The 16248-nt window shown below is 73.3% G+C and carries 12 protein-coding genes and 1 pseudogene; 6 read left to right on the top strand and 7 right to left on the bottom strand.

Annotation, left to right across the window (positions count from 1 at the left end; all coding sequences use genetic code 11):
- Window positions 1-26: 26 nt before the first annotated feature.
- The 3 genes from ACFTZA_RS12805 to ACFTZA_RS12815 all read left to right on the top strand — a co-directional run bounded on the left by ACFTZA_RS12805 (window position 27) and on the right by ACFTZA_RS12815 (window position 3256).
- The gene (locus ACFTZA_RS12805; protein ID WP_378195202.1) at window positions 27-1202 is read left to right on the top strand and encodes an acyl-CoA dehydrogenase family protein; all 1176 of its coding nucleotides are present in this window, start codon (window positions 27-29) and stop codon (window positions 1200-1202) included.
- Window positions 1203-1295: 93 nt separating this feature from the next.
- Window positions 1296-2471, top strand: a complete 1176-nt coding sequence (locus ACFTZA_RS12810) for a trans-sulfuration enzyme family protein (protein WP_378195205.1) — start codon at window positions 1296-1298, stop codon at window positions 2469-2471.
- A 98-nt stretch (window positions 2472-2569) separates the two neighbouring features.
- Window positions 2570-3256 (top strand): hypothetical protein, encoded by a 687-nt coding sequence (locus ACFTZA_RS12815; protein WP_378195208.1) that lies wholly within the window; start codon window positions 2570-2572, stop codon window positions 3254-3256.
- Window positions 3257-3277: 21 nt separating this feature from the next.
- Here ACFTZA_RS12815 and ACFTZA_RS12820 read toward each other — a convergent pair whose 3' ends face one another.
- The 5 genes from ACFTZA_RS12820 to murA form a co-directional block, all read right to left on the bottom strand.
- On the bottom strand, window positions 3278-4318 hold the full coding sequence (locus ACFTZA_RS12820) for an NAD(P)H-dependent glycerol-3-phosphate dehydrogenase (RefSeq protein WP_378195211.1): 1041 nt from the start codon (window positions 4316-4318) through the stop codon (window positions 3278-3280).
- Window positions 4319-4347: 29 nt separating this feature from the next.
- Window positions 4348-5073: a lysophospholipid acyltransferase family protein gene (locus tag ACFTZA_RS12825; protein ID WP_378195214.1), complete on the bottom strand. Its 726-nt coding sequence runs from the start codon at window positions 5071-5073 to the stop codon at window positions 4348-4350.
- Window positions 5074-5130: 57 nt separating this feature from the next.
- Window positions 5131-5736, bottom strand: coding sequence for a DNA-binding response regulator (locus tag ACFTZA_RS12830; protein ID WP_378195217.1), 606 nt, complete (start codon window positions 5734-5736; stop codon window positions 5131-5133).
- Window positions 5733-7004 carry a sensor histidine kinase gene (locus tag ACFTZA_RS12835; RefSeq protein ID WP_378195220.1) on the bottom strand — a complete coding sequence of 424 codons (1272 nt, stop codon included), beginning with the start codon at window positions 7002-7004 and terminating at the stop codon, window positions 5733-5735. The genes ACFTZA_RS12830 and ACFTZA_RS12835 overlap by 4 nt, the downstream gene beginning before the upstream one ends.
- A gap of 93 nt (window positions 7005-7097) precedes the next feature.
- Window positions 7098-8414, bottom strand: coding sequence for a UDP-N-acetylglucosamine 1-carboxyvinyltransferase (gene murA, locus ACFTZA_RS12840; protein WP_378195223.1), 1317 nt, complete (start codon window positions 8412-8414; stop codon window positions 7098-7100).
- Window positions 8415-8795: 381 nt separating this feature from the next.
- On the opposite strand from murA, the gene ACFTZA_RS12845 reads away from it, so the two are divergent.
- Window positions 8796-10142, top strand: a complete 1347-nt coding sequence (locus ACFTZA_RS12845) for an MFS transporter (RefSeq protein WP_378195226.1) — start codon at window positions 8796-8798, stop codon at window positions 10140-10142.
- A 126-nt stretch (window positions 10143-10268) separates the two neighbouring features.
- Here ACFTZA_RS12845 and ACFTZA_RS12850 read toward each other — a convergent pair whose 3' ends face one another.
- Window positions 10269-11309, bottom strand: coding sequence for an adenosine deaminase (locus ACFTZA_RS12850; RefSeq protein ID WP_378195229.1), 1041 nt, complete (start codon window positions 11307-11309; stop codon window positions 10269-10271).
- A 143-nt stretch (window positions 11310-11452) separates the two neighbouring features.
- On the opposite strand from ACFTZA_RS12850, the gene ACFTZA_RS12855 reads away from it, so the two are divergent.
- Window positions 11453-11803, top strand: a complete 351-nt coding sequence (locus tag ACFTZA_RS12855; RefSeq protein ID WP_378195231.1) for a hypothetical protein — start codon at window positions 11453-11455, stop codon at window positions 11801-11803.
- A gap of 158 nt (window positions 11804-11961) precedes the next feature.
- Here the strand turns inward: ACFTZA_RS12855 and lpdA are convergent, their stop codons facing one another.
- Window positions 11962-13365 (bottom strand): dihydrolipoyl dehydrogenase, encoded by a 1404-nt coding sequence (gene lpdA, locus ACFTZA_RS12860; RefSeq protein WP_378195234.1) that lies wholly within the window; start codon window positions 13363-13365, stop codon window positions 11962-11964.
- 279 nt (window positions 13366-13644) lie between these two features.
- On the opposite strand from lpdA, the pseudogene ACFTZA_RS12865 reads away from it, so the two are divergent.
- Window positions 13645-16196 (top strand): annotated as a pseudogene (locus ACFTZA_RS12865) (leucine--tRNA ligase).
- Window positions 16197-16248: the final 52 nt, after the last annotated feature.

A 16248-nucleotide genomic window follows, 5' to 3' on the forward strand; every position in this document is an offset into this window, starting at 1 on the left:
GACCCGACTCGACCCGGAGGCAGGCCATGCCCACGCCCGTCCCCTTCCCCGCCCCGCGCACCCTCCTCGGCGACGACCTCCTCGAGACCGTCCGGTCCCGTGCCGCCCGTCACGACCGCGAGAACACGTGGTTCGACGACGACATGGCGGACCTCAGCGAGGCCGGGTACCTGCGCGCGCTCGTCCCCGAGTCGTTCGGCGGGGCGGGCCTCGGCCTGCGGGAGACGGCGCGCGAGCAGGCGCGCCTCGCCGGTGCGGCGCCCGCGACGGCGCTCGCGGTGAACATGCACCACGTGTGGACGGGCGTCGCGCGCTACCTGCACGAGCGCGGGGACTCCTCGCTGGACTGGCTGCTCGAGGAGGCGGGCCGCGGCGAGGTGTTCGGGTTCGGGTACTCCGAGGCGGGCAACGACCTCGTCCTGCTCGGCTCGCGCACCGAGGCCCGGCCGGACGGCTCCGGCGGGTACACGTTCCACGGCCGCAAGATCTTCACGTCGAACTCCCCCGGCTGGACGCGCCTCGGCGTGCTGGGCCTCGACACGGTGTCCGACGACGCGCCCCGCCTCGTGCACGCGTTCGTCACCCGGGACGGCGGCGGGGTCGAGGTGAAGGACGACTGGGACACGATGGGCATGCGCGCGTCACAGTCGTGCTCGACGGTCCTCGACGGTGCTCCCGCCCCTTCCGACCGCGTGGTGCGGCGGCTCACGCCGGGACCGACGCTCGACCCCCTCGTCCTGGGCATCTTCACGACGTTCGAGATTCTCCTCGCCTCGGTCTACACGGGCATCGCCGACCGCGCGCTCGAGCTCGCCGTCGCCGCGGCCCGCCGCCGCACGTCGATGAAGAACGACGGCGCACCGCTGTCGCAGGACCCCGACATCCGCTGGCGGCTGGCCGACGCGGCCCTCGCGCTCGACGGGATCTGGCCGCAGCTCGACACGGCGGCCGGCGAGATCGACGCGCTCGTCGACCGCGGCGCCGGCTGGTTCCGCGCGACGGCCGGCCTGAAGGTCCGCGCGACCGAGACGGCGAAGACGGTCGTCGACCAGGCGGTGCGCGTCGCCGGGGGCTCCAGCTACTTCTCCGGCAACGAGCTCGGCCGGCTGTACCGCGACGTGCTCGCGGGCATCTTCCACCCGTCCGACGACGAGTCGGCCCACTCGACCGTCGCCCAGTCGCTCCTCGGCCCGCTCGAGTAGACCCCGGCCCGACCGACCGGGCAGGCCGCCTGCTCGTCGCCGGGGAGCGGTCGCCCGGGACACCCGACCGCCACGGCGGCGTAGCCTGCCGCCATGACCCAGCACGACCTGCCCGACGCCGCCCACCCCACGCACGGCGCCGACCTGTCTCCCGCGACCGTCGTCGTCGCGGCCGGTCGCCCGGAGCGCACGCAGGGCGGGCCGGTCAACCCGCCCATCGTCATGTCGTCGACGTACGTCTCCCAGGGCGTGCAGGGGCCGGGCGAGCTGCTCTACGCGCGCATGGACACCGAGACGTGGCACCCGTTCGAGGAGGCGCTCGCCGCGCTCGAGGGCGCCGACCGTCCGGCGGTCGTGTTCTCCTCCGGGATGGCGGCGATCGCATCCGTCTTCGCGTTCGTGCCCGCGGGCGGGACCGTCGTCGTGCCGCGCCACGCGTACCAGGTGACGCTCGGGTTCGCGGACGACCTCGCGCGGCGCGCCGGCGTCACGGTGGTGCGCGTGGACGTGGCGGACACCGAGCAGGTCGTCGCCGCGCTCGACGGTGCGTCCCTGCTGCTGCTGGAGTCGCCGACCAACCCCATGCTCGAGGTCGCGGACCTGCCGGTGCTCCTCGCGGCCGCGCGCGAGCGGGGCGTGCTGACGGCGGTCGACAACACGTTCGCGACGCCGCTCGGCCAGCGCCCCCTGGACCACGGCGCGGACCTCGTCGTGCACTCGGTGACCAAGTACCTGGCCGGGCACTCGGACGTCGTGCTGGGCGCCGTCGTCGCCTCGACGGACGAGCTCGCGCAGGAGGTGCGGGCGTACCGCACGCTGCACGGCGCCATCCCGGGGCCGTTCGAGGTGTGGCTCGCGCTGCGCGGCCTGCGCACGCTCGCGCTGCGGGTCGAGCGCTCCCAGGCGACCGCCGCGGAGCTCGCGCGCCGCCTCGCCGCGCACCCGGGTGTCGCCGAGGTGCGCCACCCGAGCCTGCCCGACGACCCGGGGCACGAGCGCGCCGCGCGCCTCATGACCGGGTTCGGCTCGATCCTCGGCCTGCGACCGGTCGGCGGCCCCGGCGCCGCGGACGCCGTGGTGGCGGCCGTGCGCCTGTGGGTGCCGGCGACGAGCCTGGGCGGCGTCGAGTCGAGCCTGGAGCGCCGTCGCCGCTTCGCGACGGAGTCGGCGACCGTCCCCGAGGACCTGCTGCGGCTCTCGGTCGGCATCGAGGACGTCGAGGACCTGTGGCGCGACCTCGACCAGGCGCTGCGAACCCCCGCGCGCTGACGACCCGCGCACTGCCGAGACCGGATCGAGACAGGACCGAGACACGCCCGTGGCCGGGCCTGCGGGCGGCCACGGTGCGCCGTCCCTACGATCGGGGCATGGCTCACCACACCCGGACGACGACCCAGGCCCGACGGGTACCCGCCCTGTGGGCGGTGCCGCTGTCCCTCGCCCTCGCGCTGGCGGGCTGCGCGTCGGACGGCGCGGGCGACGACGAGACCGTCACGGAGACCGCCACGGAGACGGAGACCGTGTCGCCCTCCCCGACGGACGACGACACGGCCTCGCCCACCGAGGAGCCGTCGGCGCCGGCGGACGAGTCCGAGGAGCCGTCCGTCCCGTTCCCGGCGAACACCGAGCCCGACACGAGGGAGCCGTCGGAGGCCGCGATGCTCACGGTGACCGACATCCGCGTCGGGCACCACGAGGACTACGACCGCGTCGTCTTCGAGATGGACGGCGAGGGTGCGCCCGGCTGGCGCGTCGAGTACGTCGACCAGCCGGTCGAGGACGGCAAGGGCACCGCCATCGAGATGGACGGCGACGCGTACCTCCAGGTCATGATCTCCGGCTCGGGCTACCCGATGGACACCGGCGTGGAGGAGTACTCCGAGCCGAACCCGGTCGAGGTGGAGGACGGGGAGATCGAGGAGGTGCTCCTGCGCGGCGTCTTCGAGGGCTACACGCAGGCCTTCATCGGTGTCGACGACGAGCCTCGCCCGTTCCGCGCCTTCCTCCTGGAGGACCCGGCGCGCGTGGTCGTCGACGTGCGCCACGTGGACTGACGGACCACCGGCCCGAGGGGCTCACCGCTCGGCGGAGAGCCCCTCGGCCTTCTGCGGTCGCGACAGCAGGCCGCGCGCCATCTCGTCGACGGGCATGCCCTCGTGGAGGACGGCGACGACGCCGGCCGTGATGGGCATCTCGACACCGACGGACTGCGCGAGCTCGAGCACCGACCGGCACGACTTCACGCCCTCCGCCGTGCCGCCCGTGGCGGCGACCGCCTCGTCGAGCGACATGCCCTGGCCCACGTGCTTGCCGAGCGTGTGGTTGCGCGACAGGGGCGACGAGCAGGTGGCGACGAGGTCTCCGAGGCCGGCCAGGCCGGGGAACGTCTCGGCGTCGGCGCCGAGCGCGAGGCCGAGGCGCGTGATCTCGACGAGCCCGCGGGTGATGACGGTCGCGGTCGTGTTGTAGCCGAAGCCGCGCCCCTGCGCGATGCCGACCGCGAGCGCGATGACGTTCTTCACCGCGCCGCACAGCTCGACGCCCACGACGTCCTGGTTCGTGTACGGGCGGAAGTAGGCGGACGAGCACGCGCGCGCCACGTACCGCGCGACGTCCTCGTCGACGCACGAGACGACCGTCGCGGTCGGCTGCCGGTGGGCGATCTCGCGCGCCAGGTTGGGACCGGAGACGACGGCGACGCGCCCCGCCGGCAGGTCGAGGGCCTCCGCGACGACCTCGCTCATGCGCCGGTCGGTGCTGAGCTCGACGCCCTTCATGAGCGAGACGGCGACCGCGCCGGGCTCGACGTGGGGGCGCAGCTGCTCGAGGGTGGCCCGGGCCACCTGGGACGGGATCGCGACGACGACGAGGCCGGCGCCGGCGAGCGCCTGCGCGGCGTCGGTCGTGGCGGCGATGCCGGCGGGCAGCTCGATGCCGGACAGACGCTTGTCGTTGCGGCGCCGCGTCGTGATCTGCTCGGCCACCTCGGCGTCACGGCCCCACAGGCGCACCTCGCAGCCGGCGTCGGCGAGGACGGCCGCGAAGGTCGTGCCCCAGCTGCCGGAGCCGAGGACGGCGGCCACCACGCGCTCGTCGGGCGCCGTGTCGTGCGCCACGGGGTGCCCCGTGCCCGTCCCGGTGCCCGTCACCGCCGGCGCTCCGAGCCGGGGTGCTTGCGCATGTCGAACCGCTCGGCGGGCGCCTTCTCGCCGCGGATCTGCTCGACCTGGTCGGTGATGGCCGCCATGATGCGCTCGGTCGCCTCGCGCAGCGTCGCGCCGTCGAGGGGGCGGTCGTACAGGTCCGTGAGGTCGACGGGCGGGCCGGCGTGGACGGCGACGTGCTTCGGCGGGAACGGCTTGAACACCTTGCCGTACGGGGCGAGGAGCCGGTGCGCTCCCCACTGACCGATCGGGACGACGGGCGCGCGGCTCGTGAGCGCGAGGCGCGCCACGCCCGTCTTGCCGACCATCGGCCAGCCGTCGGGGTCGCGCGTGAGCGTGCCCTCGGGGAAGAACACGACGCACTCCCCCTCGTCCAGGCGGGCGGTGGAGTCGACGAGCGCCTGCGCGGCGCCGCCGGTGCCGCGGTGCACGGGGATCATGCCGGTGCGCGACAGCGCGGCACCGAGCACGGGGACCTTCCACAGCGACGCCTTCGCCGTGATCTTCGGCGCCCGCCCCTGGTCGTACAGGAAGTGGGCGAGCGTCACGGGGTCGACCTCGGTCACGTGGTTCGCCGCCGCGATGAACCCGCGCTGCGGCAGGTGCTCGGCACCCTGCCAGTCCCGGCGCGTGATGAGGAACAGGAGCGGGCGCAGGAAGGACGCGAGGACGCGGTAGGCGCGCGGCGTGGGGGGCAGGCTCGGCACGAGCACCGAGCCTACCCGCCGGGTCGGACGGGCTCGCCCGTCCGCTGCGCGGGCGGCTCAGATCCAGCCGTGCCGGCGGGCCACGTGCGCCGCCTCGTGCCGGTTGGCGGCGCCGAGCTTGGCCGCGGCGGACGACAGGTAGTTGCGGACCGTGCCGGGCGCGAGGTGGGCTCGGGTCGCGATCTCCTCGACGGGCGCACCACCGGCCGCGAGCTCGAGCACGTCGGCCTCGCGCGCGGTGAGCGGGCTCGCGCCGGCCGCGATCGCCTCGGCGGCGAGCTCGGGGTCGACGTAGCGACCGCCGCCGTGGACCTGGCGCACGACGTCGGCGAGCACGCGCGAGGACACGGTCTTGGGCAGGAACCCGCGCGCACCGGCCTCGAGCGCACGCTTGAGGTAGCCGGGGCGCCCGTGGCTCGTGACGACGACCACGCCGCAGCCGGGCAGCCCGGCCGCGAGCCGCTCGGCGACCTCGACACCGTCGAGGCCGGGCATCTGCAGGTCGAGCACCGCGACGTCGGGGCGCAGCTTGAGCGCGGCGGCGACGGCCTCCGGCCCGGACGCGGCCTGGGCGACGACGTCGAGGTCGTCCTCGAGCGCGAGCAGGGACGCGACGGCGTCGCGGATGAGGTTCTCGTCGTCGGCGAGCAGGATGCGGATCACGCGCCGGTGGTCCTTCCGATGGTGCGGGCGGGGGGCAGGGACAGCGTCTCGTCGGGCACGCGGGCCACCAGGCCGAACCGGCCTGCCTCGGCCCACGTGTCGAGCGATCCGCCCGCGCCGTCGAGGCGCTCGGCCAGGCCCAGCAGGCCGGATCCCCGGCCGGAGCGCGTGCCGGGCGGGACGCCGTCGTTGACGAGCTCGAGGACGCTCTCGCGGCCGTCGTGGTGGAGCGTGATGGTGCACGACGACGCGGTGGAGTGCCGCACGACGTTGGTGACGCCCTCCCGCACGACCCACGCGAGCGCCTCCTGGGCCGCGGGACCGACCGGCGTCTCGTCGCCGTGGACGACCGTCTCCACGCCGGCGGAGCGCAGCACGGACCGCGCCCCGGCGAGCTCCGCGGCGAGGTCGGCGGTGCGGTACCCGGCGACGACGGCGCGCACCTCGCGCAGGGCGTCCTGGGCGATGCGGCGCACCTCGATCATCTGCTCCTCGGCCCCGGGCCGGCCGCGGGCCGCGAGCTCGGCGGCGAGCTCGCTCTTGACCGCGACGACGGACAGCGTGCGGCCGAAGACGTCGTGCAGGTCGCGCGAGAACCGCAGCCGTTCCTCGGCGACGGCGAGGCGCGCGTGCAGGACGCGGCTGCGCTCCTGCTCCCAGACGACGCCGAGCATCCAGATCGAGGCGCGGTACGAGCCGAACAGCGCGACCAGCATGAGGGCGAAGGACAGGAAGAGGCCGACCGCCATCCCGGCGGTCGTCGCCGTGACGGGGCCCGTCCCGATCCACACGGAGCACCCGATCCCGACGGCGAGCACGAACGCGACGAGCGCGAGCCAGCGGTACGTGACGAGCGGGGTCACCGCGAGCACGCCGTACCCCGGGCCCAGGATCAGGGCCCAGAAGCGCCCGCTGCCGGCGACGCCGTCGGGGCCGTCCATGGGGAACGTCGGCAGCGCGAGCACCGCGACGGCGACCGAGAGCACCGCGAGCACCCAGAGCTGCCAGCGCGGGACCCGCGGCCCGCCGAGGAAGCGGTCGACCCCTCGGCGCAGCACGACGACGCACGCGACGGTGTGCACGAGGGTGAGGAGCAGCCACGGCGCGACGGTCGATCGGGAGAAGCCCGGGTCCGCCCCGACGACGAACAGCGCGACGAACGGCTCGAACGCCGACAGGAGGTACAGCGACCAGCGCGTGTACGCGTCGAACCGTGCGGGCGCGGACCGGCGCGTCCACGACTCGAGGAACGTGCGCGAGGGACTCACGACGTCAGCCTGTCACGGCGCGGGCGCCCACCCCCGTGACACGCGTCATGAGGGTGGGCGATCCGCGGCGGTCCAGGTCAGCCGCGGGAGACGTCAGCCGCGCGAGACGTCGGCGCCGAGCGCGGTGAGCTTGTCCTGGAAGTTCTCGTAGCCGCGGTCGATGAGACTGATGCCGCGCACCGTGGAGGTGCCCTTCGCCGCGAGGGCGGCGATGAGGTGGGAGAAGCCGCCGCGCAGGTCGGGGACCTCGATGTCGGCGGCCTCGAGCGGCGTCGGGCCGGAGACGACGGCGGAGTGGTGGAAGTTGCGCTGGCCGAACCGGCAGTCGCGCCCGCCCAGGCACTCCTTGTAGACCTGGATGGTCGCGCCCATGCCGCGCAGCGCGTCGGTGAAGCCGAAGCGGTTCTCGTAGACCGTCTCGTGGACGATCGACAGGCCCTTGGCCTGCGTGAGCGCGACGACGAGCGGCTGCTGCCAGTCCGTCATGAAGCCGGGGTGCACGTCCGTCTCGAGGACGATCGGCGTGAGGTCGCCGCCCGGGTGCCAGAAGCGGATGCCGTCGTCCTGGACGTCGAAGCGCCCGCCGACCTTCCGGAACGTGTTGAGGAAGGTCATCATCTCGGGCTGCGTCGCGCCCTTGACCATGATGTCGCCGCCGGTCGCGAGGGCGGCCGACGCCCAGGACGCCGCCTCGATGCGGTCGCCGAGCGCGGTGTGGGTGTAGCCCTCGAGGCGGTCGACGCCCTCGATGCGGATCACGCGGTCGGTGTCGACCGAGATGATCGCGCCCATCTTCTGCAGGACGGCGATGAGGTCCATGATCTCGGGCTCGATCGCGGCGTTCGACAGCTCGGTGATGCCCTCGGCGCGCACGGCGGTCAGGAGCAGCTGCTCGGTCGCGCCCACCGACGGGTAGGGCAGCTCGATCTTCGTGCCCTGGAGCCGGCGCGGGGCGCGGATGTGGATGCCGTTCTCGCGCTTGTCCACGACGGCGCCGAACTGGCGCAGGATGTCGAGGTGGTAGTTGATCGGCCGGTCGCCGATGCGGCAGCCGCCGAGGTCCGGGATGAACGCCTCGCCGAGACGGTGCAGCAGCGGGCCGCAGAAGAGGATCGGGATGCGGCTCGACCCGGCGTGCGCGTCGATGTCGGCGACGTGCGCGGACTCGACGTTCGAGGGGTCGAGCTCGAGGATCCCGGCCTCCGGGTCGGCCTCGACCGCGACCCCGTGCAGCTCGAGCAGCCCGGTCACGACGCCGACGTCGCGGATCTGCGGGACGTTGCGCAGCACGCTCGGCGACTCGCCCAGCAGCGACGCCACCATCGCCTTGGACACGAAGTTCTTCGCGCCGCGCACGGTGATCGTCCCCTCGAGCGGGGTTCCGCCGTTCACGTACAGCACGTCGTTCATGAGCTCAGGTGCCCTCTCGCAGATGCCGGGTGGTGTGGAGCCGATGGACCGGCCCGTGGTTCCGGGCGCGGTGCGCCGTGTCGGTCCGGTGAGGCCAACGCGCGGCACCCGAGGATTATTCACCTCCCGGCGCGCCACGGCCCCTCTGCGGGTGGAGGACCGGTGGAGGTGTCGCGGGGCGCTGGCGCGCGTCGCGCCCGGTACGGCGCAGATCGGCGGCCCCACCGGCGCGGACGCGGCGCGGGTGGGACGGCGCACGACGCACCACGTCGTGATCGGATCGTGAGACGTGCAGTTCGGCATGCGAGAAGCGCGGCTACCGTCGGTCGCAGCGTACCCATCGGTACGCCTCCGTTCCGCCGTGTCTTGCAGGAGACCCCCGTGACCACCACGACCGACACCTCCGCACCGCCAGTTGCCCCGAGCAACTCTCGCGGCCGCGTGATCTTCGCCAGCCTCATCGGCACGTCGATCGAGTTCTACGACTTCTACGCGTACGCCACCGCCGCCGTGCTCGTGTTCCCCACCGTCTTCTTCGCCAGCGAGGACCCGACGTACGCGCTCCTGCAGTCGTTCGCGGTCTTCGGCGTCGCGTTCGTCGCCCGCCCGGTCGGCTCCGTGCTGTTCGGCCACTTCGGCGACCGCGTCGGCCGCAAGGGCACGCTCGTCGCCTCGCTGCTCACCATGGGCGTGGCCACGTTCCTCATCGGCGTGCTGCCGCCGTCGAGCACGCCCGGCTGGGCGATCCTCTCCCCCGCGCTGCTCGTCCTCATGCGCTTCTGCCAGGGCCTCGGGCTCGGCGGCGAGTGGTCCGGCGCGGCGCTGCTCGCGACGGAGAACGCCCCGGAGGGCAAGCGCGCCGTGTGGGGCACGTTCCCGCAGCTCGGTGCGCCGATCGGCTTCATCCTCGCCAACACCGTGTTCCTCGTCCTCGCGGAGACGCTCGACGCCGCGCAGTTCCAGGCCTGGGGCTGGCGCGTGCCGTTCCTCGCGAGCGCCGTGCTCGTCATCGTCGGCCTGTGGGTGCGCCTGAGGCTCATCGAGACGCCCGCGTTCCAGAAGGTCGTCGAGGCCGAGGCCGTCGCCAAGGTGCCGGTCGCCCGCGTGTTCCGCGTCTCGTGGCGCCAGATCGTCTCGGGCACGTTCATCATGCTCGCCACGTACGTGCTGTTCTACCTCATGACGACGTTCACGCTGACGTACGGGACGGCCGCCGACGACGCGTCGCCCGCCGGCCTCGGGTACGAGCGCACGGACTTCCTCATCATGCTCATCGTCGGCGTCGTGTTCTTCGGCGGGTTCACGCTCGCGTCGGGCCCGATGGCGGAGCGGTTCGGCCGACGCCGCCACCTGCTCTGGACGACCGTCGCCATCGCGGTCTTCGGCGCGCTGTTCGTGCCGCTGTTCTCCGGGGGGACGGTCGGCGTCATGGCGCTGCTCGTCGTCGGGTTCTCGCTCATGGGCCTGACGTTCGGGCCGATGGCCGCGGTGCTGCCCGAGCTGTTCCCCGCGAACGTGCGGTACACGGGCTCCGCGGTGGCGTACAACGTCTCGTCCATCCTCGGCGCGGCCGTCGCACCGTTCATCGCGGTGTGGCTGTGGACCCTCGCGGACGGCTCCACCGTCCTGGTGGGCGTGTACCTGTCCGCCATGGCCGTGATCACGCTCGTCGCGCTGCTCGTCTCGAAGGAGACGAAGGACGTCGCGTACAGCGACTACGTCTCCTGACGCCGGACGGACTCCCAGCCGGCACACCCCAGGTGCCGAGATAGAGGGATCCCCGCGAGATAGAGGCCTTTACGGCTCTATCTCGCGGGGATCCCTCTATCTCGCGGTGGCGCCGGCGCCGGGCCGTCAGGCCGACTGCGCCTCGTACGCGGCCACGTAGCCGTCGATGTCGGCCAGGTAGGCCGCGCGCTGCTCGTCGCTCAGCCACGACGCCTCGAACGAGTTGCGGGCGAGCTGGACGACCTCGGCCGTCGTGAGGTCGGCCGCCTCGGCGAGCGCGACGTAGTTGTCCGCGACGTACCCGCCGAAGTACGCGGGGTCGTCGGAGTTGACCGTCACGCGGACGCCGTCGCGCAGGAGCCCGGCGATCTCCGTGGCCTTCATGTCGTCGGTGACGAACGAGTTGGAGATCGGGCAGCACGTGAGCCCGAGGCCGCGCTCGCGCACGACGTCGACGAGCGCCGGGTCCTCCACGACGTTCGTGCCGTGGTCGACGCGGTCGACGCCGATGCGGTCGAGCACCGTGCGGATGTTGTCGATGCTCCCCTCCTGGTCGATGTCGCAGTGCGCCGTCAGGCGGTAGCCGAGCTCGCGGGCGCGGTCGAAGACCTCGGCGAACTTCTCCGGCGGGTTGCCGCGCTCGTCGGAGTCGAGCCCGACACCGACGATCTTGTCCCGGAACGGCACCGACGCCTCGAGCGCCTCCGCGGCGCTCTCCGCCGACATGTCGCGCAGGAAGCACAGGACGAGGTGCGCGTCGACGCCGTGCTTCTCCGGCGCCTCGGCAGCCGCGCGGTGGTAGCCCGTCACGACGGCCTCGAACGGCACGCCGCGCGACGTGTGCGCCTGCGGGTCGAAGAACATCTCGACGTGCTTCACGCCGTCGTCCGCGGCGCGCGCGAGGTACGCGTCCGCGAGCTCGTGGAAGTCGTCCGCCGTCTGCAGCACCTCCATCGCCGGGTAGTACACGGCGAGGAAGCTCGCGAGCGAGTCGAACTCGTACGTCGCGCGCACCTCCTCGACCGTCGTCTGGCCGATGTCGATGCCGTTGCGCTCCGCGAGGCGCAGCTTGAGCTCCGGCTCCAGCGTCCCCTCGAGGTGCAGGTGCAGCTCGGCCTTCGGCAGGCCGGTGATGAACTCGCGGGTAGGCGTGGCGGGCAGGGCCATGGGTCTCCTTCGTTCGAGTCTGGTCCATCTCATCATGTCGCGGGCCGTCGTCCGGGGTACCCACGTCGGACTCAGCGCGGACCACTCCGGACGGCGTGACCGCCGTAGCGGTCCGCAGACCGCCGCTGTGGAACCCTGTCGGAGTGGATCAGGTCTACGTGTACGAGGTGGAGGACGGTCGCGCGGCTTCCTGGACGGCAGAGATCGCCGTCCAGGCGGAGAGCCCTGCCAGCGCACTCCGCGTGCTTCGCGACGCAGGACTGCGGAAGAGCCAGTTCCACGGCTCCGCTCGACCGACTCGAACGATCTCGTGTGCCGAGTTCAGCGATGCGACGCTCGGGTCTCTCAGGATCGCCCGTCGAGCGTTCGAGGACTGCGGTTGGGAGCCGTGGGCTCCCGTCCCGGCGGGCTTCGCCCTGAACTGGCGAGACGGCGAGGTGCGCGTCCACCATCCGACCGGCGGCTCCTTCCGCCGTCCGCACGACCGCGGGTGACTCACCGACGTCGACCGGGCGGCCACGCGCCCTCGTCGGAGCCCTGAAGCCCCTCGGCGTCCATCGCGCCCTCAGGACGCGAGAAGGCCCGGACCGGCAGAGGTTCGCAGGTCCGGGCCCTTCGGCACGGCTGAGGTCGATCGCGACCGAACGATCGGTCAGAAGTTGATCATGTGCCCCGCGAGGCCGTGGATCGACTCCTGGACGGCCTCGGACAGCGTCGGGTGCGTGTGCACGTTGCGGGCGACCTCGTGGACGGTGAGGTCCCACTTCTGCGCGAGGGTGAGCTCGGGCAGCATCTCGGAGACGTCGGGGCCGATGAGGTGGCCGCCGAGGAGCTCGCCGTAGGTCTCGTCGGAGATGAGCTTGACGAAGCCGACGGGGTCGCCGAGGCCGTGGGCCTTGCCGTTCGCCATGAAGGGGAACGTCGCGACCTTGACCTGGTAGCCCTCGTCCTTGGCCTGCTGCTCGGTGAGGCCGAAGCTGGCGACCTGGGGCTGGCAGAACGTGGCGCGCGGCATCATGCGGTAGTCGCCGAGCGTGAGGGTCTCGGCGCCGCCGATGGTCTCGGCCGCGACGACGCCCTGCGCCTCCGCGACGTGCGCGAGCATGAGCTTCGCCGTGACGTCGCCGATGGCGTAGATGTGCGGCACGTTGGTGCGCATGACGTCGTCGATCGCGATGGCGCCGCGCTCGGTGAGCTCGACGCCCGTGTTCTCGAGCCCGAAGTTCTCGACGTTCGGCGCGAAGCCGACGGCCATGAGGACCTTGTCGACGACGAGCTCGCCCGGCTTGTCGTCCTTGACGCCCTTGTAGGAGACGGTCACGGACGAGCCGTCGTCCTTCACGGTCTGGACGGCGGTCGACGTCAGGATGTTGACGCCGAGCTTCTTGTACTGCTTGGCGATCTCCTTGGAGACGTCCGCGTCCTCGTTCGGCAGCGCACGGTCGAGGAACTCGATGATCGTGACGTCCACGCCGTAGTTCTTCATGACGTAGGCGAACTCCATGCCGATCGCGCCGGCGCCGACGATGGCGATCGACTTCGGCAGCTCGCGCGTGAGGATCTGCTTCTCGTACGTCACGACGTTCTCGGACAGCTCGACGCCCGGCAGCAGGCGCACCTTGGAGCCGGTCGCGATGATCACGTTCTCGAACGTGACCTGGTCCGTCGAGCCGTCGGACAGCTTCAGGTCGAGCGTGTTCGCGTCGCGGAACGTGCCGCGCCCGTCGTACTCGGTGATCTTGTTCTTCTTCATGAGGAAGTGCACGCCCTTGACGCGGCCCTCCGCGACCTGGCGCGAGCGGTCGAACGCCGCACCGAAGTCGAAGGACACCTCGCCGGACATGCCGAAGGTCTTCGCGTCGTGCGTGAAGAGGTGCGCGAGCTCGGCGTTGCGCAGGAGCGCCTTGGACGGGATGCAGCCCACGTTGAGGCACACCCCACCCCAGTACTTCTCCTCCACGACCGCGACCTGCAGGCCCAGCTGGGCTGCACGGATCGCGGCCACGTAACCACCGGGACCTGCACCGAGGACGACGACGTCGTAGTGGGATGCCATATGGCAAGCCTACTGGCGCGTGCACGGCCACGGACGGCGCACGCGGGCGACGTCCGCCACACTCCCCGGCCCGCGAACAGCCCGCAGTCCTTGACCCGCACGCCTCGGCGCGCCACGATGACCGAGATGCGACACCTGCGGCTCCTCCTTCGCCGGCCGCGCTGAGCCCGCCGGGCGGGCACGCTCAGCGCGGCGGTGCCTGCGCGTCCCGGTGACCATCCCCGGTGAGCGCACGGCGAGTGCCCGACGACGAAGCCCACCGTCTCGAGGAGCCCCACCGTGGACGCCGCACACCCCTCCCCCGTCGGCACCCGTGTCGACACCCCTGTCTACCGAGCCGTCGACGCGGACCCGACCACCCGACCGTCGACCGCCGACGTCGAGGACCGCTGGCAGCGGTACTGGTCCGAGCACGACACCTTCCGCACCCGCGACGACGGGACGCGCCCACGCCGCTACCTGCTGACGATGTTCCCGTACCCCTCCGGCGACCTGCACATGGGCCACGCCGAGGTCTTCGCGCTCGAGGACGTCGTCGCGCGGTCCTGGCGCCTGCGGGGGTACGACGTGCTCAACCCGATCGGCTGGGACTCGTTCGGCCTGCCCGCCGAGAACGCCGCGATCCGCCGCGGCGAGAACCCCGCCGTCTTCACCGAGACCAACATCGCGACGCAGGCCGCGACCGCGCGCCGGTACGGCGTCTCCTTCGACTGGTCGCGCCGGCTCGAGACGCACCGGCCCGAGTACTACCGCTGGACGCAGTGGCTGTTCCTGCGGCTGCTGGAGCACGACCTCGCCTACCGCGCGACGGCGCCCGTGAACTGGTGCCCGCAGGACCGCACCGTCCTGGCCAACGAGCAGGTGGTCGACGGCCGGTGCGAGCGCTGCGGCACGCCCGTCGTGCAGCGCGAGCTCACGCAGTGGTTCGTGCGCGTCACCGCGTACGCGGACAGCCTGCTCGACGACATGGCCGCGCTGGAGGGTGCGTGGCCCGATCGCGTGCTCGCCATGCAGCGCCACTGGATCGGGCGCAGCGAGGGCGCGCGCGTCCGGTTCACCGTCGCCGGACCGGACGTCGCAGGGTCCGACGGCGCCCCGGCCACCAAGTCGCCCGAGCCCGTCACCGTGTTCACGACCCGGCCCGAGACCCTGCCCGGCGCGACGTTCCTCGCCGTCGCGCCGGAGAGCCCGGTCGCCGCGGCGCTGTGCACGCCGGACCGCGCCGACGCGCTCGCCGCCCTGCGGCGCGACGCCCTGGACGCCGGCGAGATCGCGCGGTCAGGCCCGGGGACGGGCCGCGGCGTGTTCCTCGGCGCGTGGGCGGAGCACCCGGTGACGGGCGTGCGGCTGCCCGTGTGGGCGGCGGACTACGTGCTGCCCAGGTACGGCACCGGCGTCGTCATGGGCGTGCCCGCGCACGACGAGCGCGACGCGGCCTTCGCCCGCGCTCACGGCCTGCCCGTGGGCGACGGCGCGACGTGGCCGTCCGTCGACCACGCCGTGGCCCGGCTGGAGGCGGACGGCCAGGGCGAGCGGGCGACGTCGTACCGGCTGCGCGACTGGCTGGTGTCCCGGCAGCGGTACTGGGGCGCCCCGGTGCCGGTCGTGCACTGCGGCGCGTGCGGCGTCGTGCCCGTGCCCGACGACGAGCTGCCCGTGCGCCTGCCCGACCTGGCGGGCGACGACCTGCTGCCCCGCGGTCGCTCGCCGCTGGCCTCCCCCGCCGCCGACGCGTGGCGGCGCGTGCCGTGCCCGCGGTGCGGCGCCGACGCCGAGCGCGACCCCGACACGCTCGACACGTTCGTCGACTCCTCCTGGTACTTCCTGCGGTACTGCTCGCTCGGCTCCTCCGGGGGCACGGCCCGGCCGACGACGTCCCCTTCCGCCCCGAGGACGCGCGCCGCTGGATGCCGGCCGCGGAGTACGTCGGCGGGGTCGAGCACGCGATCCTGCACCTGCTCTACAGCCGGTTCGTCACCAAGGTGCTGCACGACCTGGGGTGGGTGGACGTCGTCGAGCCGTTCGCGACGCTGCTCAACCAGGGGCAGGTGCTGAACGGCGGGCGGGCGATGAGCAAGTCGCTGGGCAACGGCGTGGAGCTGGGTGCCCAGCTCGACCGCTGGGGTGTCGACGCCGTGCGGCTCGCAATGGTGTTCTCCGGTCCCCCGGAGGACGACGTCGACTGGGCGGACGTCGATCCCGCCGCGATGCGCCGGTTCTGCGACCGCGTGCTGCGGCTCGTCGACCTGGTCGCTGCCGGACCGGCGTCGGACGCACGCGCCGCGGCCCGGGCGCGGCCGGGCACCCGCGCCCACGCCCTGCGCCGCGCGACGCACCGCACCGTGCACGACGCCGAGGGGTTCCTCGAGCGCACGCGGTTCAACGTCGTCGTGGCCCGCCTGATGGAGCTCGTGACGGCGGCGCGGCGCGCAGCGGTCGACGGTCCCGCGCCCGACGAGGACGCCGTCGTGCACGCCGCCGCCGTGCGCGAGGCCGCCGAGGTCGTCGCGGTGCTGCTCGGCATGTTCGCGCCGTACACCGCCGAGGAGGCGTGGGAGCGGCTCGGGCACGCGCCGTCGGTGGCGGACGCGGGCTGGCCGCGCGTCGACCCCGACCTGCTCGTCGACGACACGGTCGAGGCCGTCGTGCAGGTCGACGGGAAGGTCCGGGGCCGCGTCGTCGTCCCCGCCGACGTCGACGACGCCACGCTGCACGAACGTTCGCTCGCCCTGTCCGTCGTGGCCCGGGCGACGGCGGGCCGCGCGGTGGTGCGCGTCGTCGTGCGCGCGCCCCGGCTGGTGAACGTGGTGACGCGTGCGGCCGCCGGCTGAGACGGCGCGCGGACGCGGCGGCGCGAGCGGACGAGACGGTGGATACGATGCT

This window comes from Cellulosimicrobium sp. NPDC057127, from assembly GCF_042670945.1.
Classification (GTDB): Bacteria; Actinomycetota; Actinomycetes; order Actinomycetales; family Cellulomonadaceae; genus Cellulosimicrobium.